General features: G+C 46.9%; 26 protein-coding genes and 1 pseudogene. 17 read left to right on the forward strand and 10 right to left on the reverse strand.

Annotation, left to right across the window (positions count from 1 at the left end):
• Window positions 1-12: 12 nt before the first annotated feature.
• From BCY86_RS03590 to BCY86_RS03620, 7 genes are read left to right on the forward strand one after another with little or no spacing between them, the layout of a single operon-like run.
• Window positions 13-672 (forward strand): MerR family transcriptional regulator, encoded by a 660-nt coding sequence (locus tag BCY86_RS03590; RefSeq protein WP_083604169.1) that lies wholly within the window; start codon window positions 13-15, stop codon window positions 670-672.
• 14 nt (window positions 673-686) lie between these two features.
• Window positions 687-1,907, forward strand: coding sequence for an IscS subfamily cysteine desulfurase (locus BCY86_RS03595; protein ID WP_075276493.1), 1,221 nt, complete (start codon window positions 687-689; stop codon window positions 1,905-1,907).
• Between the two features lie 45 nt (window positions 1,908-1,952).
• Window positions 1,953-2,384 (forward strand): Fe-S cluster assembly scaffold IscU, encoded by a 432-nt coding sequence (iscU, locus tag BCY86_RS03600; protein ID WP_075276494.1) that lies wholly within the window; start codon window positions 1,953-1,955, stop codon window positions 2,382-2,384.
• A complete protein-coding gene (locus BCY86_RS03605; protein ID WP_083604170.1) occupies window positions 2,381-2,797 on the forward strand; it encodes a HesB/IscA family protein in 417 nt (138 codons plus the stop codon). Before iscU ends, BCY86_RS03605 begins: the two co-directional genes overlap by 4 nt.
• Window positions 2,798-3,325 carry a Fe-S protein assembly co-chaperone HscB gene (gene hscB / locus BCY86_RS03610; protein WP_075276495.1) on the forward strand — a complete coding sequence of 176 codons (528 nt, stop codon included), beginning with the start codon at window positions 2,798-2,800 and terminating at the stop codon, window positions 3,323-3,325.
• Window positions 3,326-3,328: 3 nt separating this feature from the next.
• The gene (gene hscA, locus BCY86_RS03615; RefSeq protein ID WP_245776262.1) at window positions 3,329-5,209 is read left to right on the forward strand and encodes a Fe-S protein assembly chaperone HscA; all 1,881 of its coding nucleotides are present in this window, start codon (window positions 3,329-3,331) and stop codon (window positions 5,207-5,209) included.
• Between the two features lie 24 nt (window positions 5,210-5,233).
• The gene (locus BCY86_RS03620; RefSeq protein ID WP_075276497.1) at window positions 5,234-5,599 is read left to right on the forward strand and encodes a 2Fe-2S iron-sulfur cluster-binding protein; all 366 of its coding nucleotides are present in this window, start codon (window positions 5,234-5,236) and stop codon (window positions 5,597-5,599) included.
• Window positions 5,600-5,823: 224 nt separating this feature from the next.
• Here BCY86_RS03620 and BCY86_RS03630 read toward each other — a convergent pair whose 3' ends face one another.
• Together BCY86_RS03630 and BCY86_RS03635 are read right to left on the reverse strand one after the other, a co-directional pair.
• Window positions 5,824-6,018: a hypothetical protein gene (locus BCY86_RS03630; protein WP_075276499.1), complete on the reverse strand. Its 195-nt coding sequence runs from the start codon at window positions 6,016-6,018 to the stop codon at window positions 5,824-5,826.
• Window positions 6,019-6,563: 545 nt separating this feature from the next.
• Window positions 6,564-7,820, reverse strand: coding sequence for a serine hydroxymethyltransferase (locus BCY86_RS03635; protein WP_075277563.1), 1,257 nt, complete (start codon window positions 7,818-7,820; stop codon window positions 6,564-6,566).
• Window positions 7,821-8,153: 333 nt separating this feature from the next.
• On the opposite strand from BCY86_RS03635, the gene BCY86_RS03640 reads away from it, so the two are divergent.
• Together BCY86_RS03640 and hemL are read left to right on the forward strand one after the other, a co-directional pair.
• Complete coding sequence (locus tag BCY86_RS03640; RefSeq protein WP_156865044.1) at window positions 8,154-8,417, forward strand: hypothetical protein; 264 nt, start codon at window positions 8,154-8,156, stop codon at window positions 8,415-8,417.
• 713 nt (window positions 8,418-9,130) lie between these two features.
• Window positions 9,131-10,414, forward strand: a complete 1,284-nt coding sequence (hemL, locus tag BCY86_RS03650) for a glutamate-1-semialdehyde 2,1-aminomutase (RefSeq protein WP_075276502.1) — start codon at window positions 9,131-9,133, stop codon at window positions 10,412-10,414.
• A 14-nt stretch (window positions 10,415-10,428) separates the two neighbouring features.
• On the opposite strand, the gene glyS is transcribed toward hemL, so the two are convergent.
• A complete protein-coding gene (gene glyS / locus BCY86_RS03655; RefSeq protein ID WP_075276503.1) occupies window positions 10,429-12,600 on the reverse strand; it encodes a glycine--tRNA ligase subunit beta in 2,172 nt (723 codons plus the stop codon).
• Between the two features lie 83 nt (window positions 12,601-12,683).
• Here glyS and ruvB point away from each other — a divergent pair, with 83 nt between their 5' ends.
• The 7 genes from ruvB (at window position 12,684) to BCY86_RS03690 (ending at window position 19,856) form a co-directional block, all read left to right on the forward strand.
• On the forward strand, window positions 12,684-13,826 hold the full coding sequence (ruvB, locus tag BCY86_RS03660; protein ID WP_075276504.1) for a Holliday junction branch migration DNA helicase RuvB: 1,143 nt from the start codon (window positions 12,684-12,686) through the stop codon (window positions 13,824-13,826).
• 94 nt (window positions 13,827-13,920) lie between these two features.
• Window positions 13,921-14,613, forward strand: coding sequence for a hypothetical protein (locus BCY86_RS03665; protein ID WP_075276505.1), 693 nt, complete (start codon window positions 13,921-13,923; stop codon window positions 14,611-14,613).
• Window positions 14,613-16,031 (forward strand): MXAN_5187 family protein, encoded by a 1,419-nt coding sequence (locus tag BCY86_RS03670; RefSeq protein WP_075276506.1) that lies wholly within the window; start codon window positions 14,613-14,615, stop codon window positions 16,029-16,031. The genes BCY86_RS03665 and BCY86_RS03670 overlap by 1 nt, the downstream gene beginning before the upstream one ends.
• 75 nt (window positions 16,032-16,106) lie before the next feature.
• On the forward strand, window positions 16,107-16,811 hold the full coding sequence (gene lexA / locus BCY86_RS03675; RefSeq protein WP_075276507.1) for a transcriptional repressor LexA: 705 nt from the start codon (window positions 16,107-16,109) through the stop codon (window positions 16,809-16,811).
• Window positions 16,812-16,962: 151 nt separating this feature from the next.
• Complete coding sequence (locus BCY86_RS03680) at window positions 16,963-18,648, forward strand: hypothetical protein (protein WP_075276508.1); 1,686 nt, start codon at window positions 16,963-16,965, stop codon at window positions 18,646-18,648.
• A 108-nt stretch (window positions 18,649-18,756) separates the two neighbouring features.
• Window positions 18,757-19,032, forward strand: coding sequence for a hypothetical protein (locus BCY86_RS03685; RefSeq protein ID WP_156865045.1), 276 nt, complete (start codon window positions 18,757-18,759; stop codon window positions 19,030-19,032).
• 8 nt (window positions 19,033-19,040) lie between these two features.
• A complete protein-coding gene (locus tag BCY86_RS03690; RefSeq protein ID WP_075276510.1) occupies window positions 19,041-19,856 on the forward strand; it encodes a hypothetical protein in 816 nt (271 codons plus the stop codon).
• 279 nt (window positions 19,857-20,135) lie between these two features.
• Here BCY86_RS03690 and BCY86_RS03700 read toward each other — a convergent pair whose 3' ends face one another.
• The 7 genes and pseudogenes from BCY86_RS03700 to BCY86_RS03735 all read right to left on the reverse strand — a co-directional run bounded on the left by BCY86_RS03700 (window position 20,136) and on the right by BCY86_RS03735 (window position 25,179).
• A complete protein-coding gene (locus BCY86_RS03700) occupies window positions 20,136-20,738 on the reverse strand; it encodes a hypothetical protein (RefSeq protein WP_075276512.1) in 603 nt (200 codons plus the stop codon).
• 372 nt (window positions 20,739-21,110) lie between these two features.
• Window positions 21,111-21,293, reverse strand: a complete 183-nt coding sequence (locus tag BCY86_RS03710; protein ID WP_075276514.1) for a hypothetical protein — start codon at window positions 21,291-21,293, stop codon at window positions 21,111-21,113.
• 25 nt (window positions 21,294-21,318) lie between these two features.
• Window positions 21,319-21,465, reverse strand: a complete 147-nt coding sequence (locus BCY86_RS09695; protein ID WP_156865046.1) for a hypothetical protein — start codon at window positions 21,463-21,465, stop codon at window positions 21,319-21,321.
• Between the two features lie 65 nt (window positions 21,466-21,530).
• A complete protein-coding gene (locus tag BCY86_RS03715) occupies window positions 21,531-22,826 on the reverse strand; it encodes an APC family permease (protein WP_075276515.1) in 1,296 nt (431 codons plus the stop codon).
• Window positions 22,827-22,908: 82 nt separating this feature from the next.
• Window positions 22,909-23,283: pseudogene (locus BCY86_RS10315) on the reverse strand (leucyl/phenylalanyl-tRNA--protein transferase).
• Window positions 23,284-23,309: 26 nt separating this feature from the next.
• Window positions 23,310-23,606, reverse strand: coding sequence for a GNAT family protein (locus tag BCY86_RS10910; RefSeq protein ID WP_156865224.1), 297 nt, complete (start codon window positions 23,604-23,606; stop codon window positions 23,310-23,312).
• Between the two features lie 532 nt (window positions 23,607-24,138).
• Entirely contained in the window at window positions 24,139-25,179 is a 1,041-nt protein-coding gene (locus BCY86_RS03735) for a fatty acid desaturase family protein (protein WP_075276518.1), read from the reverse strand.
• 435 nt (window positions 25,180-25,614) lie between these two features.
• Here BCY86_RS03735 and BCY86_RS03740 point away from each other — a divergent pair, with 435 nt between their 5' ends.
• Window positions 25,615-26,559, forward strand: coding sequence for an alpha/beta fold hydrolase (locus tag BCY86_RS03740; RefSeq protein ID WP_075276519.1), 945 nt, complete (start codon window positions 25,615-25,617; stop codon window positions 26,557-26,559).
• Window positions 26,560-26,592: the final 33 nt, after the last annotated feature.

Here is a 26,592-nt window from a genome sequence, read left to right on the forward strand (position 1 = left end):
AGATTGTAACGCATGCTTCATCCAACTTGCTTGCCCATTCTTCAATCCAAACCAATGGATGGTTTTTCCAATCGTCCGTCCAATGTGTTGGTTCAGAATCATGGTTATCGGGAGAAGCCATTGACAAAAAGGAGATCTGGGCTTGCACAGAAGCCGGTGCTCAAACAGATAGGTGAACTTGCTAAAGAGAGTGGAAAAAGCACTCGAGCAATTCATCTTTATGAAGAGCTTCGTTTACTTAAGCCTGTGGCTCGCTCAAAAGGGGGATATCGCTTATATGATGAGGCTGCGCTTATGCGTATCCGATGGATTGAAAAGTTTCAAGAGATGGGATTTGCGCTTACCCATATTCAAAAGGTATTGAGAAAATGGGAAAAAATGGGTTCAGCTCCGCATGTGATGAAAGAGATGAAGCAGGTGTTCGTCAATAAGATGGAAGAGACAGAACTGCACATCAAACGACTTCAATTGCTTCAACAGGAACTAGCAGAAGCGTTGAATTATTTATCTGTCTGTGAAGCATGCGATTCATCCCGCCTTTTATCAGCTTGTGGTACATGTGAACTGCATGAAAAAGAAGAAACTATGCCTGAGCTTGTTGCAGGGTTTCGCGATGCAAATGAATGCGATACCACTTCTCAGAAGAGTATTAAAAGTAAACGCTTTGATTGAGAAAGTGAGAAGAGATGGTTAAATTACCCATTTTTATGGATTATCATTCAACGACGCCTGTTGATCCGAGAGTTCTTGATGAGATGCTCCCTTATTTTACAGAAAACTTTGGCAATACAGCCAGCCGTAGCCATATTTTTGGTTGGAAAGCGGAGGAAGTGGTTAAGTATGCGAGAGAGAAAATTGCCTCCCTGATAGGCGCTCAGAGCGAAAAGGAAATTATTTTCACTTCGGGAGCTACCGAGAGCGATAATTTGGCTTTGAAAGGGGTAGCTGAATTCTACAAGGATAGAGGGGATCACATCATCACCACGAGCATTGAGCATAAGGCTGTGCTCGATACATGTAAGCGCCTGGAGAAAAAGGGCTATCGCGTTACATACCTGAAGGTTGACCGAGAAGGGCTTGTCGATCCTGATGATGTGCGTCGAACGATCGATTCCAAAACGATTCTCGTTAGTGTAATGCTTGCAAATAACGAAGTTGGAACCATTCAGCCTCTTGTGGAAATTGGAAAGATTACGCGGGAGAAAGGAGTTCTGTTTCACAGCGATGCTGTGCAAGGGGTTGGTAAGATTGATTTTGATGTTGAAGCGATGAATCTTGATCTTGTTTCTCTGACGGCGCATAAGATGTATGGCCCTAAAGGGGTAGGTGCGCTTTACGTTCGCCGCTCAAAGCCGCGTGTTCGGTTGGTCCCACAGATAGATGGAGGGGGACATGAGCGAGGGATGCGTTCCGGAACGCTCAATGTGGCTAGTATTGTGGGGTTTGGAAAAGCGGCAGAGATTATGCAGAAGGAGGGGAAAGAAGAAGGGGAGCGCATTTTGAAATGGAGAGAAAAATTGCGCACCACCCTCCAGCGGGAGCTTGAGCAAGTCTATGTCAATGGTTCCTTGCAACATCGATTGCCAGGCAATCTCAATCTTTCCTTCAGCTTTGTGGAGGGGGAGGGATTGATGATGGCGATTAAAGATGTGGCTGTAAGCTCAGGTTCTGCTTGTACTTCCGCGAGTTTGGAGCCCAGCTATGTGCTCCGTGAGTTAGGAGTTGGGGATGAATTGGCTCACTCGAGTATCCGTTTTGGGTTGGGTCGATTCAATACAGAAGAGGAAGTTGATTACGTTGCTCAGCTCCTTATCGAAAAAGTGACAGAACTGCGCAACCTCTCCCCCCTGTACGAAATGTTCAAGGAAGGTATCGATTTAAAGACGGTGAAATGGGTCGCTCATTAGTATTAGTAGATTTACATTAAGCAAAGAGAGAGGAAATTGAGAGTTATGCCATACAATAGCAAAATAATTGATCATGCTATGAATCCTAGAAACGTAGGTACCCTTGACAAAAATGATCCGCAGGTGGGAACTGGGCTTGTAGGAGCTCCGGCATGTGGTGATGTAATGCGTCTTCAGATTAAAGTCAATGAAGAGGGGGTGATTGAAGATGCCCGATTTAAGACGTTTGGGTGTGGTTCGGCCATCGCTTCCTCTTCTCTGGCGGCCGAGTGGATCAAAGGGAAAAAAGTAAGTGAGGCGCTTTCCATCCGAAATGACGACATTGTTGAAGAGCTTGATCTTCCTCCTGTCAAAGTTCATTGTTCGATCCTTGCGGAAGACGCAATTAAAAGCGCCATTACCGATTACAGAAAAAAGCAGGCGAATCGGCTTGCTGTACAACACGAAGATGAAAAGAAGAGAGTACAGGAAGGATGAGTTCTCCTACATTTACGCAAGAGTTTGATGCGTCCCCTTTGGGAACAAAGAAAGAGGAAAAGGGCTTTGTAACTTCTTCGGAACCGCCGATCTCTGTTTCTGAACGAGCTCTTGAAGCAATCCGTGCCAAATTGGCTAAACGCCAGACTCCTGACGCCTTGATTCGGATAGGGGTGCGGGGAGGAGGATGTGTCGGATATGCTTATGTGATTGAGTTTCACGATGGCCCTCCTCGCGCACGAGATCTTTTATTTGAATTTGATGGGGTTAAAATAATATGTGATCCCAAGAGCATCCTTTATCTCAAGGGATCAGTGCTTGATTGGGAACAAACATTGATGTACCAGGGCTTCAAATTCAAGAATCCTATGGAGAAGACAAACTGCGGTTGTGGTCATTCTTTCACCGTGTAGATGAACCCTTTTACTTTATTCGATATTCCTCCAGCTTATCGAGTTGATCTAGAAGCTCTGGAGAAAACCTATCAACAGCTCTCTATGCGTCTACATCCTGATCGGCACACTCATTCTCTTCCGGGTGAGCGGAAGGCTGCCCTGTTGAAGATGGCTCAAATTAATGAAGCGTGGAATATTCTCCAAAATCCAATTGCTCGTGCGGAAGCTCTCTTTCGGCTTGGAGGTTTTGCATTGGGGGAAGCTTCAGAACCTAAGCCTGAAAAGGATTTTCTGATGGCTATAATGGACTTGCGGGAGGATTTGGAGAAAGCCCACCGCGATCGCGATGCACGCGCGATTGAAGATTTGAAACGCTCTGTTCAATCTCGTTGTATGCAGATTGAAGAGGAATTGGCAGATCAGCTTTTTTTGACGTCCTCAATGAGTTGCAGTCATCTGGAGTCTCTTCTGCCCAAATTAAGTCAACTTCGTTATTTTTCACATTTTCTTAAAGAGGTAGATATGCTCCAGGAGGAGCATTACTAGCTGTTGAGAGAGGATCGTATGGCTCTTCTTGATATTTCTGATCCAAAAGCGCCTCCTCGCCCGATCGGTATCGATTTAGGAACTACCAATTCCCTTGTAGCTTGTGTCCGCCATGGGCACCCTGATGTATTGACCGATTGCGGTGAACAGGTTTTGCTGCCTAGTGCTGTATTTTATGGCGAAAACAATGAAATTTTAGTAGGAGATAAAGCAAAAGAGAAAGCTTTTGATTATCCTCAACAGACCATCTTGAGTGTCAAGCGGTACATGGGGCGAGCTGCAGATGAGCCTGAAGTTCGGAACTTCAACCCTTATTTATTCGCGACTTCGGAGGGGGAAAGGGCTAATATCGTCCGTTTCCGTGTGGGATCGCGTGAAATCACACCTGTAGAGGTGAGTGCAGAGATTTTGAAGGCTTTGCGGCAGCGTGCAGAAAAGCACCTAACGCGTGTAGGAGGGGCTGTGATCACAGTACCTGCCTATTTTAATGATGCGCAAAGACAGGCTACAAAAGACGCAGCTCGCCTTGCAGGTATGGAAGTGTTGAGGTTGCTCAATGAACCTACTGCAGCAGCGCTTGCATATGGATTGGACAGACAGAAAAATGGCATTTTTGCAGTGTACGATTTAGGGGGTGGGACTTTTGATATCACGATTCTCCTATTAGAAGACGGAATTTTCAAAGTCAAAGCTACAGGGGGAGATAGTAGTCTGGGAGGAGATGATTTTGACCGCGCGATTGTTTGTCACCTGCTCGATCTCTCCGGTTGGAAAGAAGGGGAAGTGCATCCTCCTATGTTTGTGCGTTCCCTTTTGGAAAAGGCGAGAGCGATCAAGCATGGTCTTACAGAAACCGACGAAGTTACTTTTGATTTAAAGCTGTATGGTCAGATGGAAAATGCTGCTTTTTCGTTGAGTCGAGACCAGTTAGCAGTTCTTATCTCGCCATTGCTTGAGAAGACAGCAGTGGTATGCCGTCGTGCTTTAAAAGATGCTCGACTTCTTCCTGAACAGCTGGATGGGGTAATTCTCGTGGGGGGTTCTACGCGTATGCCGATTGTGCGAGCTCATGTACGTGATGTCTTTGGGCAGGAACCTCTTGTCGATCTCGATCCGGAAACCATTGTAGTGTTAGGTGCAGCTATCCAAGCGGATATTCTGGCAGGAGAGCAGTCCGATAGAGATGTGCTCTTGCTTGATGTATTGCCTCTTTCTCTCGGTGTTGAGGTGGGGGGTGGGTTGGTGGACAAGATCCTCCATCGCAATATGACTATTCCAGTCAGCGCCAAAACAGTCTATACTACTCAAGAAGATGGGCAAACGGGGTTTGCAATCCATGTGTTACAGGGGGAGCGCGAGCGCGTACAGGATTGCCGCAGCTTAGCTCGTTTTACACTTCGGGGGATCCCTCCTATGAAGGCTGGTTTTGCTCAGTTGGAGGTTGTTTTTAGTATAGACACGGATGGTTTGCTGAGCGTTCATGCCAAGGAGCTCACTACTGGAAAAGAACAGAGTGTGAGTGTGAAGCCTTCCTATGGTCTGGATGAGGAAGCGGTTGAACGTATGTTGGAAGAAGCTTATGACCGGGCAGAAGAGGATTTAAAAGCCCGCAAGCTTCTAGAGGCACGGGAAGAAGCGCATCGGCTCCTTCGAGCTGTTCGTGGATCTTTGGAGAAGGATAAGGCGCTTCTTTTGCCGGGTGAAGAAGCGAACATTGAAAAGGCCATACAAATGCTTGTGTTTGCTTTAGAAAAAGAAGATGCTGATCCTATCCAAAACAGCATCAAGACGCTTGATCAAGCTACTTCTAATTTCGCCTTGCGCCGTATTAATCATGCCTTGTCGAATGTGCTCAGAGGGCATCGTACGGATGAGATAGAGTAGATCAAGACAAGTAATGGAGGCAAGATGGTTCGTGTTTGTTTTAAAGGCTACGGTGAGACACAAGTTGCCTTAGGAACTACGATTTTGGAAGCTGCTCAGCAGATAGGTGCTCCTGAGGGTTGCGCGTGTGGGGGTGTTTGCGCATGTTCTACATGCCATGTTTATATATCTAAAGGGAGTGGCTTGCTTTCTGATATGGAAGATGAAGAAAGCGAGATTTTGGATAAAGCGTTTGATATCCGACCCTCTTCACGCTTGGGATGTCAGGCACGAGTTGAAAAAGAAGGGATAATCGAAGTAGAAATCAGCCGCGAAAGCCTGGATACATACCTCCACGAGCATCCGCAAGAACGAGAGAAGTGGGGGAAGGGAAAGTTTTCTCAGCAATGAGCCTTCTTGTAGATGGCTTCTTTTAAGAGATCATTAGCGGACTCAATGGTGAGAGATTGTTGGAACCATCGATCGAATTGATCTAAATTAGAACTATTCAAAGTATAGCTTTGGATATTATCAGATACCTCTAGCCCTCTGGCATGGAGGACTGTTAGTAGGGCTTGCAATCGCCTTTTAGCTTCTCCTCCTTTTTCTCTCTTGCTCTCACCTTTTGCGAAGTATCATTTGACACATTCGCTTTGGTATTCGTATTGTCCTGAGTTCCTGAGCTTTTCCAATGCAGCCTTAACCTTTTGGTTAAGTGAAGCGAGAACAAGATCAACATACAGCCTGCTTCGCTTGTCGTCTCGATCCTTTGCGGTAGAAAGAGAAGCAGATACAATATTGAGCCGGCCATGTGCCGTAGAAGATAACATAGTAAGCTCTGGCTTTCTCTTTGTCTCTGTTAGATTAATGATGTGAGGGATGAGATTTGGATTGAGGACCTGAGAAGCACAGGTAAAACCTAGGTATCCTACATGAATGGGTTGACTACATCACCGTGCGAGCTGTGAAGAAGGGGAGAGAAGTCGGACAGCGGGTACGGGCACGAAGATTGACTACGTAAGCTGGCTAAGAAAACCGTTTCGTTGGATCTCGTTTCAGTTGGATTTCAACGATAATCGCATGAACGACAAATCGGCGCGATATTCAGTGGAAACGAACTGACTGAAATCTTCCGAGCTGGCTCGAGCGCGGGTAAATAGCGGGCAGGATTCATGAAAAATTGCTGGAGCAAGGTGAAAGGGAGTTTCGGACAATTGCGAAAGAGTAGGGGAAGCGATTCATGAAATAGAGAAACCATGAAATTGCAAAATACATTATATTGATCATATGTACAGATTTATTAATAAGAAAACTGCATTTGGATGAAATGCAATGCTTTTATATCAAAAGATCAATGGGTGTGTTGAGAGTGATCCTAAACCATAAGGCCGGGGGCAGGGTACTTCTGACATACCTTTTTAACTTCGCCTGCTACCTGGGCAAGAAGCTCAGGATCTTGGGGAGATGCGATAACTCGAGCGATCCATTTCGCTAATTGAAGCATAACCTCTTTGCCCATGCCGCGTGAAGCGACTGCGGGAGTTCCTATTCGGATACCAGAGGGATCGGATGGTTTACGGGGATCGAAGGGAATGGTGTTATAATTGAGGACGATTCCAGCTCGATCAAGCGCTTTAGCCGCCGCTTTCCCTGAAATGTTTTTAGAAGTTAAGTCAACAACAAGGAGATGATTATCCGTTCCACCTGTGATGACGTTGAATCCATCTTCCATGAGTGCATTCGCTAGGATTTGAGCGTTATCCACAGTGGTTTTTGCATACTGCTTGAATTCTGTCTGAGATGCTTCCAGCGCAGCGACTGCAATCCCAGCTGTTACGTGATTGTGAGGCCCTCCTTGGAGACCTGGAAATACCGCCTGATCGATCGCTGCAGCATGCTCTTTTTTGCAGAAGATCATCCCCCCTCGCGGCCCGCGGAAGGATTTGTGGGTTGTAGAAGTGACCACATCTGCGATCCCAATCGGAGAAGGGTGGATTCCTGTGCACACGAGCCCTGCGATATGAGCGATATCTGCGACTAGCAGCGCCCCTACTTCATCGGCAATCTGCCGAAAGGCAGCAAAGTCGAGGGTGCGTGGATAAGCTGTGGTCCCGCACCAGAGAATCTTGGGCCTGTGTTGGAGAGCGAGCTTCCTTACCTCTTCCATGTCAATGTGGTGGTCAGTATTCCGCACTCCGTAAGGTACACTGCGGAAATATTTTCCGGCGATGGAAACGGTGTGGCCGTGGGTTAAGTGCCCCCCTGCAGAAAGGGCCAGTCCCATGATGCAATCGCCGGGATGACAAAAAGCTAAATAAACTGCCAGATTGGCAGGGCTTCCGGAGTAAGGCTGCACATTGACGTGTTCGGCCTTAAAAAGCCCTTTAAGCCTTGTGATTGCGATTTCTTCAATTTGATCAATAAATCTTTGCCCTTCGTAATATCGTTTCGCGACATATCCTTCAGAGTATTTATTGGTGAGACAGGAACCGAGCGCTTCCATCACAGCACGAGAAGCATAATTCTCGCTTGCGATAAGGCGCATGCTATCGCGCTCAAAGCGATCCTCTTCAGCAATCAGGTGGGCAATAGTAGGGTCGGTATTGGCAAGAGTGTTGTTGATGTAAACCATTCCATCCATCTAGTAATCTTATTGGATAAACTTAATTCTTAGCGATCCAAATCAATCTTTTCAGGGGGAGCCTTTGGATCGTAAAAGAGGGCTTATGGTGGAAAAAAGTAGGGGGGGGGTGAGAAAAGGAAAGAAATTTTGTATTTTTTTACTATAGTAGTTAAATCATTGAAAAATGAGGGTACAATTAAAGAAGCAGTAAGCTAGGTAACTTAAGATATCGCTTAAAGCAAGAGACTTAAATGTTTGACCTATTTAAAGACCGAGATGCTTGTGTTCATTCCTTTTGAATGATCGCTTTCTCATGGATGACAGGTTGAGGTGGGAGTCTAGATGCTGATCAGAGGACGGAGCAGGGGCTGGAGTATGAGGATAATGCCGAGAATGGATCAGAGGAGAGAGGGCGTAAGAGGGCTCCAGAAATTAAAAAGCCAGGGGACCCTGCTGGTCAATTTCAGAATGATCAACCTGGTGATCACCCTCCTGATGAAGGGAACAAGGAAGGCGAAAACACCTTTGAGTCTGAGAATCGATGGGGGTCTGGAACAGATGGATCCGATTCAGAACAAAAAGATCATGATAATCATCCCGGTTTGAATCCTCCCTTACCATATGGAGGTGTTTGCCCTGCAGGCACTATGTGTATGGATGCTGTCAAACCTGTTCAAAAAGAAGTCTGTGCAGTTCTTGCTTTCGTTATGTCGAGTCGAATTCGAGGAAATATGCAAAAATCGACCCGCCCCTTATAACTGCATACTTCAGACAGGAGTGGGAGGCGCAAAGACACATTGTAATTATCTAGCTCAAAAAAGAAAATTAGAAGAGGTGCGAAAGTTATCATTTTCTCTATGGTTGGGTACGGATACAGAGCTCCCAATGGCCAGATTTGATAAAGTAAAGCACTATCCTGTCTACAATACTGCGAAGAACAGCCTTAATAGCTGACGGTCTTGCATCCCCAAGAGGGAATAGAACGAATATTAGAAAGTCCAATTGCTTATACGGAGAATGGAGAGAAAACGGGTTTTCAACAAGTGTGGACAGACCTTAAAAGATAGGTAAACTGGATGCGGGTTATACTTAGTACATCTTGGACAAGGACAGTTAACCAAGGCTCGGTAGGGAACAATAAAAGCAAAAGATCATTATGGTTAGACGATATTACGGTTGTTTCTTGCGTAGGCCGGGAAGCATTTATAATGCATTTCTAGAGGAGACTAGAACTTTGGCATATGTAGGGTTTATTATGTCTGCAAGATGGTTTGATCTATGCTAGAAGAATGAGCATGTTGTGGGTAAAGTGTTGATCAATGGCTCTTCTTTCCTCTTCTCAGTGGTTTGCTCGTGCGAAGAATCGGATGCCAGGAGGGGTCAATAGTCCTGTCCGTGCTTTTCAGGCTGTGGGGGGTGAGCCACCTTTTATCGTAGCTGCGGAGGGGGCTATGGTAATCAGCATCGAGGGGCAGCGGTATACGGACTATGTGGGGTCGTGGGGCTCTATGATTGTGGGGCATGCCCATCCTGCTGTCGTTCAGGCAGTGACGGAAGCTGCAGCGAAAGGGATGAGTTTTGGAGCTTTAACAGTAGGTGAAGTCCAATTCAGCGAGCGGATTGCGAGCCTCTATCCCTCCATTCAGATGCTCCGAATTGTTTCCAGTGGTACGGAAGCGACAATGGCAGCTATCCGAGTGGCTCGCGGCTATACAGGGCGGGATATCATCGTGAAGTTTGAAGGGTGTTACCACGGCCATGCGGACTGTCTTCTCGTCAAAGCTGGGTCAGGGGCTGCTACCCTAGGCGTTCCAAATTCAGCGGGAGTACCTGCATCGACGGTTCAGCATACCAGGACATTGCCCTATCATGATAGAGCTGCACTTCGAACTGTTTTTGCGACTATCGGGCATGATATTGCTGCTGTCATCGTAGAGCCAGCAGTCGGTAATATGGGATGCATCCCTCCCGATCCTGAATTTCTTCAAGAAATCCTTAAGCTAACTAAAGAATACGGAGCTGTTTCCATTTTCGATGAAGTAATGACGGGATGTCGCGTGAGCCCTTCAGGAGTACAGGGGCTTTTCAATTTTGTTCCCGATCTGACCTGTCTAGGTAAAATCATAGGAGGAGGTCTACCGCTTGCTGCCTATGGAGGGAGACGTGATATCATGGAGAAAATAGCACCGTTGGGGCCTGTCTACCAGGCTGGTACGCTCAGTGGTAATCCTGTTGCTGTCAGTGCAGGCATGGCTACTCTTGCTTTCCTCCAGCCTTCCCTTTACCAATATCTCGAGGAGCTCGGTGCTCAATTAGAACAGGGGATTAACAAACTGCTTCCTTGTTGCTCATTCCCTCTGTGTTTCCAACGCATTGGATCGATGTTTACTTTGTTTTTTGGCCCTGGTCCGATTCGAAACTGGTCTGATGCCAGTCGATGTGATACAGAACGATTTGGACGCTGGCACCAGGCAATGCTTGAACAAAAGCAGTACTGGCCTCCCTCTCAGTTTGAAGCTGCTTTTCTTTCTTCTGCTCATACTCCGGAACTGGTTGAAAAGACACTTGCTGCGATTTGGATAGCTCTTCAGAAGGTAATGTAAAAAGCCTCGGTTGACTATTCGTCTGAAGAAGAGGCAGAGGTGGGGAGGACCAGTTGAGAGAAGTTTCCTAGACGAGCCATACATTGAGCCCCGTAAGAAAGCACTTCCAGTCGCTTGGAAGTGAACGGATCAGCTGGATCTTGGATGAGTGTGTGGACGAAGACTTCTTTCAGTTGTAGGGACAGTGTCTCAATAAATATCATCGCTTGTTGGACTTCGAGGGGTGTCTCTAGACGAGAGGTCACTTGGTCCAGTCGATTGATGAGAGACACGATTGCTTGAGAGGAAGGAGCAGGAAAGAGATCAGCTGGATGGAGGACAGGTGTGGCCTCTTTACTTATTCCATTTAATCTTTTAGCTACAAGGCGCGCTTTGTCTAGCCATGTCGCCTGTGTTGTATAGGCTTGTTGCAGTTGTTTGACTTTCATGAGAGCGTAAGCAGGAAAATCCGCTGGACTGGCTTGATGCCCATGGATGAAATGGTGGCCTGCAAGTACAGTGTCCACCACCGAAGCATGAGAGCTAGGCGTGTTCAATAATCCATGAAGTCTTTCGAGAGCAAAAGTGATTACGCGCTGAATAGTCTCTTCTCGGGAAAGGCGAAGTTTTGTCCCTGTTAACTGATCATAAGCGTATCCAATCCAATCGCGAAGGCAGAGTTGTGCATAAGCTGTTTGGGTTTCCCCTTTTTCCATGAGAATTCTCAAAATAGCAATGCAGGTCCGCCGTAGTGCAAAAGGATCAGCTGTTCCTGTGGGCATAAGCCCAATTGCAAAACAGCCAGTGAGTGTATCCAAGCGATCAGCGAGAGCGAGGATTGCTGCAGTGTCATCTTGAGGGATTTGATCAGTTGCGTGAACAGGTCGATAATGATCCCGAATCGCCTGTGCGACAAGCGGATGCTCTTTCGTTTTGAGCGCGTAGGCATGCCCCATATGGCCTTGTAATTCTGGAAATTCACCTACCATCAGGGTGGTCAGGTCCACTTTGCATAAGTGAGCTGCCCGATGGACAAGAGGTAGGAGCTCGTTGGAGATTCCCAAACGGGAAGCGATTGCTGCGGCAAGATTTTCTATTCGAGAGACCTTCTCGCCTACTGTTCCGAGGTGAGCATGAAAGATGAGATGAGAGAGTTTTTCCACTCTCTTCTCGAGAGGAATTTTTTGATCTTCTGCGAAAAAGAAAAGCGCATCCTCAAGAAGAGCGCGCATGACACGATCGTTCCCTTTGTGCACATTGTCTAAGTGGTTTGCTGTGTTGACGACAGCAATATAGTGAGGAAGAAGCTCCGTTTCCGATCGCTGAACACAGAAATATTTTTGATGCGATCGTGCGACCGCTCGAATGACAACGGCAGGCAATTTAAGAAAAGAGGGATCGAAAGAACCAGTGAAGACATGAGGTTCTTCAACCAGAGACATATTCTCATGCACTAAATAAGGATCTGGATCGGGCGTTCCTCCTACTTTTGCTGCAGCGATGGCGACCTGTTCCATTATCCTCTTCCTTCTCTCGTCTGGATCAGCGAGGACGTGTACTTCTCTCATCTGATCGAGGTAAGTCTCAGCGCTTTTGATCTCGATACGAAAAGGGGCCAAAAACCGATGTCCCTGAGAAAAAAAACCGCTTCGAACGCCAGCAAATTGGAAATCGATCGCCTTCTTTCCAAATCGGACCAAAAGCCAACGAACCGGCCGTCCAAAAAAAATGTCCTCTGCATTCCAACGCATCGACTTTCGAAAGGGGATTCGGGTGCATATTTCTGTCAAAGCTTCTTGCAAAAGAAGACAGGTCTCCTGCCCTTTTTGGACTCTGTGTCCGACAACATAGCGCTCTGTTTTCCCCTGAGGATTTGTCTTCTCACTGATTTTTAGAGAAGCTACCGGAATCGCTAATTTGGCTGCAAATGCTTCTGCAGCCCGTGTTGGAGATCCATTTTGATAGGCAATCGTTGCGGGAGGACCTATGACTTCTTCATCGATGTCTTGCTGATTGGTGGCTACTTCTTTAACGATCAAAGCGAGTCGACGCGGAGTCCCAAAGACATGAATCGTACCGTGATGAATTCTACGCACTTCCAGACTCTTTTTCACAAGGGCAGGGAGGGCTGCTAAAGCTTCTTCTACAAATGAGGCGGGAAGTTCTTCGACACCAATTTCAAGGAGCAGAGGGAGAGAGGGATACATGAAGGCTTTAAATAATAGGCTTGAGGTAGCATAGCAAGTCTTTGTGTGGTGTCATGTACTCAATAGAAGAATAGGATACCAACATGGCAGGTAAAGGAAAAATAGAGAAACCATCAGTATTAACCCCCTTCCACAACGAGGAGCACCCGTCCCCTCGCTTGATCGAGGGGGTGAGTCAAGGGGATGATAAAGGATGTGATCGGACGTTAAGGCCACGTACTTTTTCAGACTACATTGGACAAGGGAGGCATAAAGATAACCTTCGGGTTTTTGTGGAAGCAGCTCGTCAGCGGCAAGAGCCGCTAGATCACGTTCTTCTTGCAGGTCCCCCGGGTCTCGGGAAAACAACATTGGCTCAGGTCCTCGCTCATGAGATGGGGGCGCAGCTCCATATGACGACAGGTCCCGTAATCGAGCATAAAGGTGTACTGGCTGGTCTTCTGACCAAGCTTGCTCCATGCGATATTCTGTTTATCGATGAGATCCATCGGTTGAGCCCTCCTGTAGAAGAGAGCTTGTATTTGGCTGTTGATGAATTCCGCATTGATGTTATGGCTGGAGAGGGGGCTTTTGCTTCTTCTATTCAGATTAATGTCCATCCTTTTACGTTGATCGGAGCGACTACGCGTACGGGGCTTTTGACGGCCCCTCTTCATTCTCGTTTTGGCCTTCACATCCGCCTCGATTTCTATCCTGTTCATGAGTTGGCTTCCATTGTGATGCGAAGTGCTGCTCTGCTTCGTCTCCAAGTCGATCGAGAGGCTGCCATAGAGATCGCACGCCGTTCGAGGGGAACTCCCCGTATTGCTAATCGGTTGCTTCGCAGGGTGCGGGATGTTGCTCAAGTCCTCGCCACAGGTTGTATCGATACGAAAGTGGTGGAACATACATGTCAGTGTCTTGAAATAGATGCTGTCGGATTCGATGAAATGGATCGGCGCTTTCTGCGCGTTTTGATAGAAGATTATGCGGGAGGTCCAGTCGGTATTGAAACGCTGAGCGCTGCTCTGGGGGAGCCTCGCGATGCGCTTGAAGATGTCTACGAACCTTATCTGCTGCAGCGAGGGTATATTGGACGGACTCCGCGTGGTCGTGTGGCGACTCGAAAATCCTACGAGCATCTGGGTATATCTCTTGATTTTAAAGGCTCGATGGAGAAGAGGGAAGAAAGGATGACGGTGTTTCCTCTATTCGAAGATTCATCAATCGCGGATAGGAAAGAGTGATTGTTTCAAGGCTATCTACCAAGAGGAATGGCAGTTGAACCGAGAGAACGAAAGGACGGAGCGACATTCCAGCAATTTGTGGATGAGTTATCGTATGATATGGACATGCGTCGGATTGCTCGTTCTGGACATCCACTTTGTGTATGCCAATACGCTCAAAGGGCGGGTCATCGGCTACGAGAAATTGGAGTCTACCTACTACAAAAAGATGGCTCAACCTGAAAATCATGGGTACATCTGGCGTGCTCCTTCTCTTACAGTACGCCGCCCTTTTCGAATTCTTTCTGGTCCCTCTTCTATGATGTGCATCGCTGTTTTCTCGGATAGTTCTCCACAGCCATTGGTTTCTCCTGTCCCTATCATTCTCAAGGGGGGGCGAGCGACCCCTTCGACAGTCGTGATCCGTTCGGGAACGCCTCTTCTTTTCCAGAACAGAGATTTGATTGCACATGGCCTCATAAAAAGCGGGGGGAGGGAGATTCTCCCAGCCCTTCCTCCCGACCATGAGCAAGTTTGGATATCTCCTGATCAACATGGTATTTTTGACCTCTATGACGAGTGCACCCCAAGTGTTCGAATCTATCTTCACGTAGTCAAGTCGCCTTCTTTGTATACGACCTATCCCGATGCAAAAGGGGCTTTTGCATTGGAACTTCCCGAAGGGAATTATATAGTTCATGCGTTTTTTGAACATGTGGAACCAATAACTCCATTTTCTGTTGTCATTCCGAAGAACCGAAATGTCGATTTGCCGAATCCCCTTCATGTAGAGGAAGGGGGAATGTGATGCTGTTTCGGCTCTGGCTTGTCCTCCTGCTGATTCTCTTGGGTTTTGGTTTCTATACGTGGGGTTTAGAAGAGCAAAAGTCCTATCAGGGACAGATCGTGTGGGGGGATACAATGCTGGCTAGCGATAGTCAGCGGATTGAATGGTTGCTCCAGTTGGAGACTAGACGGCGTCTTGATGCTCTTGTTGTGGGGAGTTTAGACCGGGATATCCAGCAACACCTGATGAGCGCGAATGTCCAACCGCATCTTCTTCCGAATACATCTGAAGGTTTTCGACAAGCATTAGAAGCTGTCCAGAAAAAGTTCCCTCCTGAATTTCAAAAGACTGGTTTGGTTATTGTTGATCGTCAGGGTCGCATTGTAGCTCATGTTGACATCCCCTTTCTGGAAGGGAAGGAAGAGGGTGAACTGGGCGGATATCCGGCTGTGTACGATGCATTACATGGATATGCTCGGGATGATGTATGGATTTTTGATCACCATTTGTTTTGGGTTGTGGTTCGTCCTGTAGAATTTGATATCACTCAACCTCCTGTTGGTGCGGTGCTTGGATTGACAGAAGTGGATGAACCGTTTGTAGCCTCCATTGCGCAAAAAACACATGTAGCTTTCGCTTTTTATGCGGATCAGCGTATCCTGATTGCACATGGATTTCAGGGACGGCAAAGAGAGAATGGACTGGATCATTTACTCGAAAGAGTGCTCAAAGGGGTGGAAGAAAAGGAGGACTACCGTCTGGGAGGAAGGTCAGGGGTGGTCCCCTTGGGGAGCGAGATGAAGGGAATCTTTACCCGCTTAACGGGAGAAGCGTGGCATAGGGGAGGAGGATTTGTTGTGATCCGTCCTCAAGTGCAGAAAACACCATATTATAGACTCTTGGAGAAACTTCCTCGATGGCAATGGCAAGCAGATGAATTGTATGCAGGGTTATTTTTCATCCTATTGGGTATCGGTGGAATCACGTTCGCTCTGCTCTTTTTTGAATTCATCCAACCTGTGCATCGATTGAAGCGGGGCCTTGACGTGTGGGTGCGGAAAGGGTGGCCTCCTTCTTCTTGGGAGCAATTGCGCGGTGTTTACAGAAATATAGCAAGATCATTTACTCGAATTGCCAATGGCTGTGAGCATCATCATCTGCTCTTCTTTTCAAAGTTAAGTCCAGATCAATGGGTAGGACAGGAGAATCCCGCTTGGCGACCACTTTATGAAGAATTTTTGGTTATCAGACATCAATGTGGAGAGCCGACGCAGGGCCTCACATTTGGAGAATTTTGCCGTGCGCTCTATCAAGAACAAGCTCTCTTGATGGCAAAATATCGTTGTCAGAAAGTTCTCTTTTCTTCTTCAATTCAAAATGGCCGTGCTGTTCTCAAGGCTGTCCCTTCGATGGTGGGGACTGATAGCGTAGAAAGATAGAAGGAAGAAATCGCTTCCAAGAAGTTTAAGTTTTACCTGTTGATTAAGAACAGTGCGTTCAGTAGTCCTTCACTTATGGAAGCGCTCACTTCACGACAGAAAATGGTACTCGATTGTATCCAGCATTCTATTCTACGTCGAGGTTATCCTCCAACGTTACGTGAGATCGGGATGTATATGGGGATCAGTTCAACGAACGGTGTTAACGATCACCTCAAAGCTTTGGAAAGAAAGGGATATCTCGTGCGAGAAGAGATGAAGTCGAGGGCTCTGCGACCCACAGAAGCTGCTTCTCTTATCTGTGCGGAGGAAAGCAATAAGGAGGCAGTAACCCCCCACCGTCTCCCTCTCCCCACGTTTAACTCGTCGGCTCTCAGAGGACAGGAGGAACTGATTAAAATCATGGTTTTAGGGCGGGTTGCTGCAGGTGTTCCTCTTTTTGCAGAACAAGAGATCGTAGATATGATTTACCTCCCTCGCAGCCTTTTTAAAAATAGCGAGGATGCTTTTGGTCTTCGTGTTCGAGGTGATTCGATGATCGAGGCTGGTATTTTAAATGGAGATACTATTTTTGTGCAAAGAAAGGTCGACGCAAAGCGCGGTGAAATTGTAGTGGCTCTGATAGGGGATGAAGCCACCGTTAAATATTATTATCCAGAAAAAGATACGATTTGTTTTCGTCCTGCAAATCGTCACATGAATCCTATTTTTGTAAGAACTTGTGATTTTCAGTCAGCCGTTCTCCTAGGAGTTGTAAAAGCTGTTTTTAGGCAGTTGTGATAGCAACTCTTCAAATTCGAATGGGTTCGCCATAATAAGAGGTATGGATTAACCGGAGGGGGGTGTGGTAGAATGCTACCTTTGCTTGTGATTTTAAATTATCCTGTCACTATTTTACGTTTACGCAGTGGAAGAGTCGTTGTTTACGAGAATGAGGATCAAGAGGGTTTTGGTCTCGCTTCGCTTTTTGCCCTTTACTGGATGGATCGCTTGTGTATTGATTGTAGCTGCTTCTACACAGGCTTTTGCGGGAGAGAAGAAGAGAGGGACATCCGAAGAAAAAATTCGTCGGCTCCAACGGGATGCGATGGAGCAGGATTATCTCGGGACTCGTTTTTCCAATGCACTTCGCAAGCTCAATGAAGGAGTCAAGAAATGTCAGCACGCCAAATGCTCTCTCCCTTTGTTGGCGTCTCTCTATCGAGATAGAGGGGTTGTCGAAGTCGGTAGAGGACAAGGTAAAAAAGGGATCAGCCAGTTTGTTCTTGCTCTCAAGGTAGATCCATCAATTCAATTGGACCCAGATACCAAAACTCCTGAGTTAGAAGCTGTTTTTGAACAGGCTCGAAGCAGGGTGTCCCCCCATGGGGTGGGTCCCGCACACGTAAATTCCTCCGTTGAAGGTGATTTTGAGCATCAGCCTGCAGCCGTTCAACAGATCCGTATCCCCGTACCCGTGTATATAAAATCGAAGGTGCGGGAATTTCTAAAGAATGTCCTTGTAAAATACAAAGGACCCGGGATGACTGAATGGGAGTCCATCCCGCTCTCTCCCATGCAGGGTGGGTATGGAGGGTTTATCCCCTGTACGGCTACAATGGACGTCGGTACGCTTAGTTATTATCTACAAGGGTTTAATAAGCAGGGTGACCCGGTAGCCATGGGAGGAGATCGCGAGCATCCCTATCAAGTCTCCCTGACAGAAGACGTCGATGCATCTTTTCAGCCACCCCATTTGCCTGGACGGATACCTCTGGGGGCATGTACACAGCAGACAGATTGTCCTCCTGGATTTCCAGGTTGTCAGTCTGATGCATCTCCTGCTTCGGGGAATGAGGATGATCATAGCTTGCCGGATGGGAACCCATCCACTCCCCGCGAGGCGCGCAACTATCCTCGCTTTTGGGCCAGTGTGTTTGGCTCTGTTGATTTCCTTCTGCTTAAATCTCAGTCTGATGCATGTTTGCTCGAGAAAGCGGGCAGTCCGCGTAGTGGCATGCCGTTTCAAGGTGGAAGTTACTACTGTACGCTGGATGGAAAAGACTATCCTCCTCGCGGTGATGTGGATCCTACTGGAGTTGTTAACGCTTCCATTCAACAGGGGAAGGAGGACAGTGTGAGCAGGGGATTGGCCATGGGCAATCCTCGGATTTCAGTGTCTATCGAGTATGCTGCAGCCTTGAATATCTTAGTAGGAGCTCGGGTCGGGTATACGTTCAATACCTATCCTGGACTCAGTGGACAGAGGGAAGGGTTTGCTCCTTTGCTAAGTCCTATTTCTCTGGAAGGACGGGGGACTTATATCTTAGACTCGGATGGGGTTTTAAGTACAACCATCGCCCCGTATTTTTTTCTAGGTGGAGGAATTCAGGAAATGAGTGCGAGCCAATCGATTACGGTAATAACCACTCAAAGCGATGGCTCGGCTCAACCTCAAAAAGTGCAAGCGTGGGGTGTTGGAGGGCCTGGGTTTATCACAATTGGTACTGGACTTCGGTGGAGCGTGGGGAAATCGGTAGCATTCATGTTGGCGCCGCTTAAAGGGACTCTTGCCTTTGGGCGCTATGGAATGATGCCTGCGATTACTCCTGAGTTTGGAATTCAGACGAGCATCTGAATTCTATGGGGCAGTTACGGATGAGGAGGGTCGACAGTATTGTGATCGAGAAGGCTTGTCGATTGGTTCCATCGAAGAAGTGTGATAGGGAGAGAAGAAGAGGGTGCGATGAAATACAGGCAGCTTGGAAGATATGGTATACAAGTGAGAGAAATTTCGTTGGGAGCCTGGCTGACCTTTAGTGCGCAGATAGCTAAGGAGACAGCTAAAGAATGTATGATCACTGCCTACGAAAATTGGATCAATTTTTTTGATAATGTGGAAGCTTATGCAGGGGGGATGGCTATCGACGCAGCGAATTGGGTGGATCCTTTAAGTCCTGAGGTGATGGAACAGATTGAGCAAGTTCTGAATCCAGCGCGCCCCTTTTCTGTAAATGAATAAATAGGTATATGAAACTTGGCACTTTCTTCCACAGAATCATTTTCTCTAACCTGTTGGTTGGTTGTGCATCCAACTCCGCGGATAAGTGGACAACTTCTCCTGAAGTTCTCAGACTTCTTAAAATGGAGGATGATCCTTCTTTTGCAGCACAGGAGGGTGGAGTTCCTTTCCATGCGCCTCTTACTGAAGGGGGGGTACCAGAGGAAGAAGAGGCCGCCGTCGCTAATCCATCCGAAGAGGAGCGTGCATCTTTCCCTGCTTGCGTCCCTCCGATCCCTGCACCCCTTACAGTTTCTGTTGGAGCTTCCCACCCGCTTTGTGATTCTGTGGCTCGCTTTGCCTTAGAGCGTGAGTGGAAGAGGGGGGGTGGACATGATGCCAGACAAGCTGCCCGTCTTGGTCGGTTGCGTGAATGTGTGGAGACAGAGCTCAAAGAAGATAGTCATTTTGAAGGGGGAACTTTTGGATTTAAGCTCACCGTAGATGCGTGTGGTCGGGTTACAGAAGCTGTCAGTCTCACTAAAGATCCTAGGAATCATCGCCTGTTGCGCTGTTTTGCCTTTCAAGCTTTGACGATACGGTATCCTCTTTCTAGCAGTCCAGAAGGGGCTACTTCCGCGTCAATTTTTTTTACAGTAGTGATCCCTTCAAAAGAGAGCTCTGGACGTCCCCAGGTAGTGGAATCGCGAGGGTCCCCTCCGGATCAATCACCCCTCCCCCAAGAGGAAAATAAAAGAAAAGCGTGTCGTTTTCCTTTTTGTGTGCTCAAGCAGGAAATGGATTACTTATGCGCCTATGCTGTGTATTTCCCCATAGGGAGTTAACTCCATGGTAGTCCCTGCGCTTTGGAATTGTTGAAAGATCTATTGGAAATTGTCTGACTGCTCCTTGGGTGGATCCATTCGGACGGGTTGAAATTCAAGGAACAGAAGATTACGCCATAGATTCACTTGCTTCAGGATATCTCTTGTTTCTTCTAAATTGGTAAGATTTAGGGAAAATGCTTTGAGCTTAGGCCAATTCCTCTGTTGCTTTTGATGACCTGATAAGCACTTGCAGGGATTTTTTCCCCTTTGAAGATCAACGATTAAAACCTCTGCCATTTATTTCCGTGCTTGATAACTCCGTCTGTGTTGCATTGTTTCCCACTGAGCGTGAGGGATTCTAGTTAGGCGGTGATTATAGGCTTGAATGATGTCGCCTGTAAATCCATCTCCGTGGAGTACCAGTGAAGTCAGCCCTTTCCAACGATGCGTTTCAGTGATGACTTTATCGGTGAAATACTTCGATTGACTGAGCTTAATGGATTGGAGATTCCAAAAGGATGCATGCTTTATTGCTGAATCGTTAAATCCTGAGCCAAGTAGTTCAAGTGACTTCAATTGGATCCATTTATCCCCATTTTCAATGACATCTTGACCTGTAAACGCATTCCCGTCCAAATGCAGGGATTGAATATTGCTCAGGCCATACACATGTGCCAGTCCGTCGTTGGTAAATCGATCTCCGATAAGAGTTAAAGATTTGAGTGGCCAACAGTATGCGTGCTCTAGAGTCTGATCCGTATAATTTCTTTCTAACTTAAACGATTGAAGCGACTGTGCATTCCCTTTGTCCATGATACTATCGTCGAACTGTTCTACATGTAAACTCAATGAGTGGAGCTCTTTCCAGGCGTCGCCATACTGTTGAAGAGGTGAGCTCATAAATCCATTCCCATCTAAAGTGAGTGAAAGAGATGTTGCAGACCGCGCAGTTTCTCTAATTTCTAATCATCCCATCCTTTCTTTCTCAGCGTACTCCTCCCATGACTATGAGAGATTGTTTCATGTGGTAAACGAGAACGTTTTTTATAGTGAGCTCCCAGTTTCAGAACAATGGGCCTATTCTTCTCTTGTGGTGCTTCAACAATACGTTCGAATTCATCGTTCTCTATGCTAGTTTCCCTTAAATCGAAACTGCAGACTTCGTTTCATCAGTTAAAGCGATCACTTGATTTATATCATCGGTGATATCTTACTCGGATGGGTTGAAAACGAAACCGGACGTTTTTGTGGCAAACACATTGCCTAGCCTCTTTAAGAACATGCCTCAGGTGTGCCTGCAAGATTAACAATAGGAATCTCTTCTTCGCTCAGTGTCCCGTCTCTCCATTTGTTTTTGATGTCAATTCCACACTGTTTGATTGCCTCTTCTGTCTTTTTGTAGGATTCTCTATTTGCTAAAAGAAAGTTGAAACCATTTTGATTGTGCTCTTCCATAAAAAACAGGTTCTCAAGATAGGTTCTAGTTGTTATGGAAGAAGTTGGCGACTTGGGGAGCTGTCATGGAAACGATGCTTTCTTGAGTTGCTGCAGTCTCCCCTCCGCATCCTCCAAGCCCTGTGGCAATATAACTTAAGGCAAAATTGCAGTTCGCGGTCCAGTATCTCATAAGCAATCTCCTTATTTAAGATAAGACGTTGAATCGTGAGAGAAAGATTCTGTAATAGCGTTGGATCAGATGCGATGCTTTTCTCGTAAAGTAAATCGGCGCAGCACAAGCCCGATTCCAAGGAGACCGACTGCAACCATCCATTCCTTCAACGTGACGGCTGTCAGAAGGGAGAGCGTTATCATCAGAGTAAGGTAGGATGCCCATTGATAGGAGCGGTGGAACCCCTGTTCAGAGCAGCGGGCTAAGGTGAAAAGAGCGCTGCCTGCAAATCCGTGTTGCAATACCATGGCGAGGCTGGCGAGAGTGAAAAGTCCTCCCCGTGTCCCAGAAGAGAGGAAAAGCATGATAAAGAGATAGGTAATGAAAAGGGCGTGTAGAGGGACCCCATTCGAGGCGATCTTCCCGATGTGGAGGGGAGGAACATCCTGATTTCCGGCTAGGGCAGCGAGATAACGAGGGCCGACAACAAATAAGCTCAAAGAGACCCCCAGCGCAGAAATGCTCTGTCCTACGGAGACCATGGCTTTAAGTTGGTTCCCTCCAAAGAGACTGGCTGATTCAGCGAGTGGAGCATGGGATTGCGCAAGCGTTGGAAGGGCTCGAATGCAGGTGAATTGAAGCGCAGTGTACAGCAGGGCGCACAGCAAGAGAGAACTAAGAATCGCGCGAGGAATTGTTTTTTCCGCGGATTTTGCCTGTCCTGCAACTACGGGAATAAACTCAAACCCCTGGTAGGTGAAGACAGTAATCAGCATGGCTCTCAGCCACTGGGTCTCAACTTCGTGGGGAGGTAGAGGGGCGAGGTCTGTTTGATCAGACGTAGCTAATTTCCATCCAGCGACCGCGATCAATAAAAAGAGTGGGATTAATTTAAGGAAGGTCACAATGGTCCACACCCGTGCGGATAGAGCTGTGCCCGAAGCGGCGATCAATGTGATTGCTGTAGCTAAAAGGGCTGCCACCAAGCGTTGTTCTCCACTGCTTTCCATTTCAAGGATGGGGGCGAGAGCACGAGCAAATCCGATTAAGGAGGCTGATACGCTAAACAATGTCCCCATGAAAGCGAGCCACCCGACAATAAAAGCGGGCAATTCTCCAAATGCGTGGCGAGTGAATACAATGGTTCCTCCGTCTTCGGGGAATCGCTGTCCCAAGATAGAGAAGCATAGAGCTGCTGGAACGAGCGCAATAGCGGTGGCCATCAAGATAAATAAACTGTGATAACCTGGTGCTAGCGAGCTGATATCGGCAGGGGAAAAAAAGATGCCTACCCCTACGATACTGTTAATACCCAGGGCGATCAGTGCAATTTGGCCGAGGGAGCGTTGCATTTGAGGAAGAGATGCAGAAGATGACATTATTTTTATCTAAAGGGAATTAACAGGTGATGGAAGAGGAAAAACGGAATCAGTTGATTCATCCATTTTTTTTCTGGAGGCGCTAAAGTGTCAGGGAGACAGGCTTGAGGAGTGCGTTGCGGTGCCGGTGAAGGAATTCTTTTCGTGGAATCTGAATGCATCCTAGAGACTGAAGATGAGGGGTGAGGATCTGAACATCGAATAAAGTGAATCCTCTTTTTTGAAGAAACTCAGCAAAGCCTGCAAAGACAACTTTGGAAGCGTCGTTTTCACGGTGGAACATCGACTCACCGGAAAAATATACCTCCCATTGCAAGGCTATAGATCCCCCCTACGAGGTGTGATTTCACACTTCAAGGCTGTGGGTCCAACCGAGCCGGTGAAGTTCTTGATAGGTTTCTTGCATGGAAGGGGTAATCCAGGTACCTGCTTCACGTTCTGAACAGGCTTTGATCACTTGATTGAACGCACACAGTTAAAGAGTCATGGTAAATGGTTTTTTCGGCTGCTCCATTCGAGGCTGCGGGACCATTGTAGTGGCTGGTCAAGGGGGAGGGTAACTCGTGGATCGGGTGGGCACCACGGTGTCTCGTGGTTGAATAGGGGCCGTGGGGAAATGCCTTGGCGGTAAGCTTGGAGGATGAGACTGGGATTTAATTCGTGGGTGGTCGCTATGGTTCCTTCTGTCCCTATTCCATTGAATGGGTCAGGAAATGAAAAAGAACAATTAAGATGCTTATGCGTTAAATAGCCATCGAAGAAAGATTTGAGCGATGGAATCTAAAGGCTAATTGTTTATCTCATAAGTCCTTTCTAACGTCGTTGTCTGAAATTCAATCAATTCGAAAAGATGGCGCGCTTGATGATTTTCTTGGGCCGTCAGTAAGTAAAAGAACACGGCAGGCGCCCAGAAGCTGCAAACTGCAGAGCACTTCTTTGTGTAATAAGCGCGTTGCTCTTGAGCACCGTGCCGCCTTCTAAAACAAATACATTATGGAGTTTTTCACAGGCATCCAGCAGATGATTCCAATTTCTGGACTCAATACATCCATATGCATAACCGATAGGGGAGGCAGAATCTGCCGTGTACGTAGCGATGAGGAGGTTGGCTTATCAATTCTCGAGCTCTTTGTGCAAGAAAACCTCGTAATAAACCTCAAAAGACTTCTCTTAGAGATAACGCTTGGGGTTAAGGTGGATAATGATAACGTATTAGCTGAGACGCAAAATGGGTGACCAGGGGGACATCTGATTCTACTGCAGAGCGAACAGTAATACGGTGGGCAGAGGTCATGTGAGTGACCTTAATCTATTAAGATAAAATGGATGAACTAGCTTCTCGATAACTGACCATACGCTTTAAATCAGGATCCCACACCTTCAATTTAAAGCAGGCAATGATATCGGAGAGAGAGAGACCAGTAACACAGGGATTTTGGAGCTCAGGAATACTGTTCATCGCTTCAGGCAGGCGGTAGAAGGGGATGCGGGGGTTGAGATGATGGACATGATGATACCCAATATTTCCTGTGAACCAGCTCATAACAAGGTTCATTTTCATATAACTCGAGGACTCTAAAGCTGCTTTGGTATAGAGCCAATGTTCTCGCGGTTGGATGGAGATGCTGGGGAAGTTATGTTGGGCGTAGAAGAGATAGGCTCCTATAGCAGTGGCCACAAACATGGGGAGTCCATAGCAGCAAAGAAAGGTGAGAAAGCTGTATTGGGTGATGAGGAACCATGTGAGAGACCAATTGAGCAGGAGGGAAGCAGCGGAATCCCAGTTTTTATGGGGGGATCGTAGAAAGGAATGGATACACATCCCGTACATAAAAATGGTAAAATACCCAAACAAAATGGTCAGAGGATGGCGGATGATGCGATAGTAGAGCCTTTCGGGTGTTGACATCTTCTGCCACATGGCTGTTGTCACCATAGCGAATGAACCGATGTGAGAGCCTACAATTTTTGAGGTGTGAGCGTGGTGATAATCATGGGTATCTCGCCAGACGCGAGGTGGGGTCATGGCTAGGAGTCCATAGGTGTATAGGATCACACGTGCAAGGGGGGAAGACCGCAAAATCGCGCCATGCATAAAATCGTGGTACAGAATGAACATTCTGACGATCAAAAGCCCAGTCACGAAGGAAGCGACCCATGCAATAAGCCCGAGGGATCCATGTGCAGCAACCGCAACGCTTCCAATTAAAAGAGATAGGGTAGAGAGAAGGTACCACCAACTCTGAGCTGGGTTCTCTTTTGCGAATGCCCGAGAAGCATCCACCAAAGCTTTCCCTGTACGGGATGGCTCAGGAACGTTTTGCACAGTGGGACGGGAAGCAGATAGGTTCATATTCAGAAGGCACCTTCTTGGCAGTTGTAAATCATTCTACTGTAAATCTTAGAGAAAAAAAGGTCTACCGAGGGATGAACGTCATGAACGCTACATCGCTGCTGCATATTCTTTAGCTTGTGTGAAAGTGTAATAAACAGGAAAGATAAATAAAAGAGCAACGCCACTTTGATTTCTTTTTATCATACCTGGAGAACAAGAAAACTAAAATAAAATAATAACATAATTTCTGTCTGGTGACGATTAGATTGCGGAGGGAAAGGGCTTTTTATGAGAGATGACGCTCAAGATGAAGTTTAAAGTGATGAAAGGAAGTTTTTAAGCTAAAATGAAGGCTATGTTAAATGATGTGGATTATTAGGTTAGGATATGGCTGTGAAGGTAGAAACTCAGTAGGGAAAACCTTCTTTTTTTGGATGGAGAATACGCTTCAGAATGAATGAACGACACTCCTCGATCGCTGTACGGGAAGGTGATATTCATTGGGTTGAGATCGGGAAGGGTAGGCCTCTTGTTCTTCTTCATGGCCTTGCCGATTCTCACCGCACGTGGAGTCGAGTGGCCCATTTTCTGGCGCGGGATCGGTGTGTCCTGATGCCGGATTTGTTAGGTCATGGCCTTTCCTCGAGGCCTCGTGGGTCCTATACGGTGGAGTGGCATGCTGCTGCAATTGAGGAGTGGATGGATGCTCTTCAATTGATTGATGTGGATATGGTTGGACATTCTTATGGTGGTGGAATTGCTCAATTTCTTTCTCTTAAAGGTAAAAAACGTAATTCAGTTCGCCGTCTGGGATTGATCTCTCCAGGGGGGATAGGGCAGGAAGTTGCAGCTACCATTCGCATGGTGGCTGCGATTAATCTCCTCGAAAAACTAGGAGATTCTGCGTTGGGGATCGGTACGATATGGGCATCGAAATGGCTCAAGTGCCCACTCACAAAAGAAGAGAAGTCTTTTGTGCGTTGGATGAATTCCATGCCAGGCTCTGCTGCGGCTGTGAGTCGTACCATTAAAGGTGTTGTGAATTGGCGAGGACAGACAAAAAGTTTATGGAATCAGTTGCATCAAGCTACGCAATGCCCGCCCCTTATTGTGTTTTGGGGTGAAAAAGATCCAATTGTCCCTTTTCATCATGCGGTTGAATTGGTGAAGCAGGTGCCTGGGGTTTCTTTGGTGCGTTTCCCTGACTGTGGGCATCATCCTCATAAGGAGTATCCTGAGCTTTTTGTTGGCTCACTTTCTAGATTTTTGAGAGCCCAGAAGCTTTCTCCTGTTGTAGTAGTGCCAAAGTCAATTGTATCTCACAATAAATGGTTGAGGTGGTCAAGAGGCGAAAGAAGGAACCTAGAGCAACATTCCTTGTTGCAGTTCTCTTCTTAGAGAAGAATCATCGCATCTTTTTATTAGAAAAGC

Origin of the sequence: Pajaroellobacter abortibovis (genome assembly GCF_001931505.1) — a bacterium.
GTDB classification, from domain to species: Bacteria; Myxococcota_A; Polyangia; order Polyangiales; family Polyangiaceae; genus Pajaroellobacter; species Pajaroellobacter abortibovis.

Bases quoted from the DNA above. Each gene is read 5' to 3' on its own strand.
- lexA (WP_075276507.1), top strand. From the start codon at position 16,107: ATGGAAGCGCTCACTTCACGACAGAAAATGGTACTCGATTGTATCCAG.
- BCY86_RS03665 (WP_075276505.1), top strand. From the start codon at position 13,921: ATGATATGGACATGCGTCGGATTGCTCGTTCTGGACATCCACTTTGTG.
- iscU (WP_075276494.1), top strand. From the start codon at position 1,953: ATGCCATACAATAGCAAAATAATTGATCATGCTATGAATCCTAGAAAC.
- ruvB (WP_075276504.1), top strand. From the start codon at position 12,684: ATGGCAGGTAAAGGAAAAATAGAGAAACCATCAGTATTAACCCCCTTC.
- hscB (WP_075276495.1), top strand. From the start codon at position 2,798: ATGAACCCTTTTACTTTATTCGATATTCCTCCAGCTTATCGAGTTGAT.
- BCY86_RS03700 (WP_075276512.1), bottom strand. From the start codon at position 20,738: ATGAGCTCACCTCTTCAACAGTATGGCGACGCCTGGAAAGAGCTCCAC.
- BCY86_RS03735 (WP_075276518.1), bottom strand. From the start codon at position 25,179: ATGAACCTATCTGCTTCCCGTCCCACTGTGCAAAACGTTCCTGAGCCA.
- BCY86_RS03680 (WP_075276508.1), top strand. From the start codon at position 16,963: ATGAGGATCAAGAGGGTTTTGGTCTCGCTTCGCTTTTTGCCCTTTACT.
- BCY86_RS03630 (WP_075276499.1), bottom strand. From the start codon at position 6,018: ATGTTATCTTCTACGGCACATGGCCGGCTCAATATTGTATCTGCTTCT.
- BCY86_RS03595 (WP_075276493.1), top strand. From the start codon at position 687: ATGGTTAAATTACCCATTTTTATGGATTATCATTCAACGACGCCTGTT.
- hemL (WP_075276502.1), top strand. From the start codon at position 9,131: ATGGCTCTTCTTTCCTCTTCTCAGTGGTTTGCTCGTGCGAAGAATCGG.
- BCY86_RS03685 (WP_156865045.1), top strand. From the start codon at position 18,757: ATGAAATACAGGCAGCTTGGAAGATATGGTATACAAGTGAGAGAAATT.
- BCY86_RS03605 (WP_083604170.1), top strand. From the start codon at position 2,381: ATGAGTTCTCCTACATTTACGCAAGAGTTTGATGCGTCCCCTTTGGGA.
- BCY86_RS03590 (WP_083604169.1), top strand. From the start codon at position 13: ATGCTTCATCCAACTTGCTTGCCCATTCTTCAATCCAAACCAATGGAT.
- BCY86_RS03620 (WP_075276497.1), top strand. From the start codon at position 5,234: ATGGTTCGTGTTTGTTTTAAAGGCTACGGTGAGACACAAGTTGCCTTA.
- BCY86_RS03715 (WP_075276515.1), bottom strand. From the start codon at position 22,826: ATGTCATCTTCTGCATCTCTTCCTCAAATGCAACGCTCCCTCGGCCAA.
- BCY86_RS03670 (WP_075276506.1), top strand. From the start codon at position 14,613: ATGCTGTTTCGGCTCTGGCTTGTCCTCCTGCTGATTCTCTTGGGTTTT.
- BCY86_RS03640 (WP_156865044.1), top strand. From the start codon at position 8,154: ATGCTGATCAGAGGACGGAGCAGGGGCTGGAGTATGAGGATAATGCCG.
- glyS (WP_075276503.1), bottom strand. From the start codon at position 12,600: ATGTATCCCTCTCTCCCTCTGCTCCTTGAAATTGGTGTCGAAGAACTT.
- BCY86_RS03635 (WP_075277563.1), bottom strand. From the start codon at position 7,820: ATGGTTTACATCAACAACACTCTTGCCAATACCGACCCTACTATTGCC.
- BCY86_RS09695 (WP_156865046.1), bottom strand. From the start codon at position 21,465: ATGAGATACTGGACCGCGAACTGCAATTTTGCCTTAAGTTATATTGCC.
- BCY86_RS03710 (WP_075276514.1), bottom strand. From the start codon at position 21,293: ATGGAAGAGCACAATCAAAATGGTTTCAACTTTCTTTTAGCAAATAGA.
- BCY86_RS03690 (WP_075276510.1), top strand. From the start codon at position 19,041: ATGAAACTTGGCACTTTCTTCCACAGAATCATTTTCTCTAACCTGTTG.
- BCY86_RS03740 (WP_075276519.1), top strand. From the start codon at position 25,615: ATGAATGAACGACACTCCTCGATCGCTGTACGGGAAGGTGATATTCAT.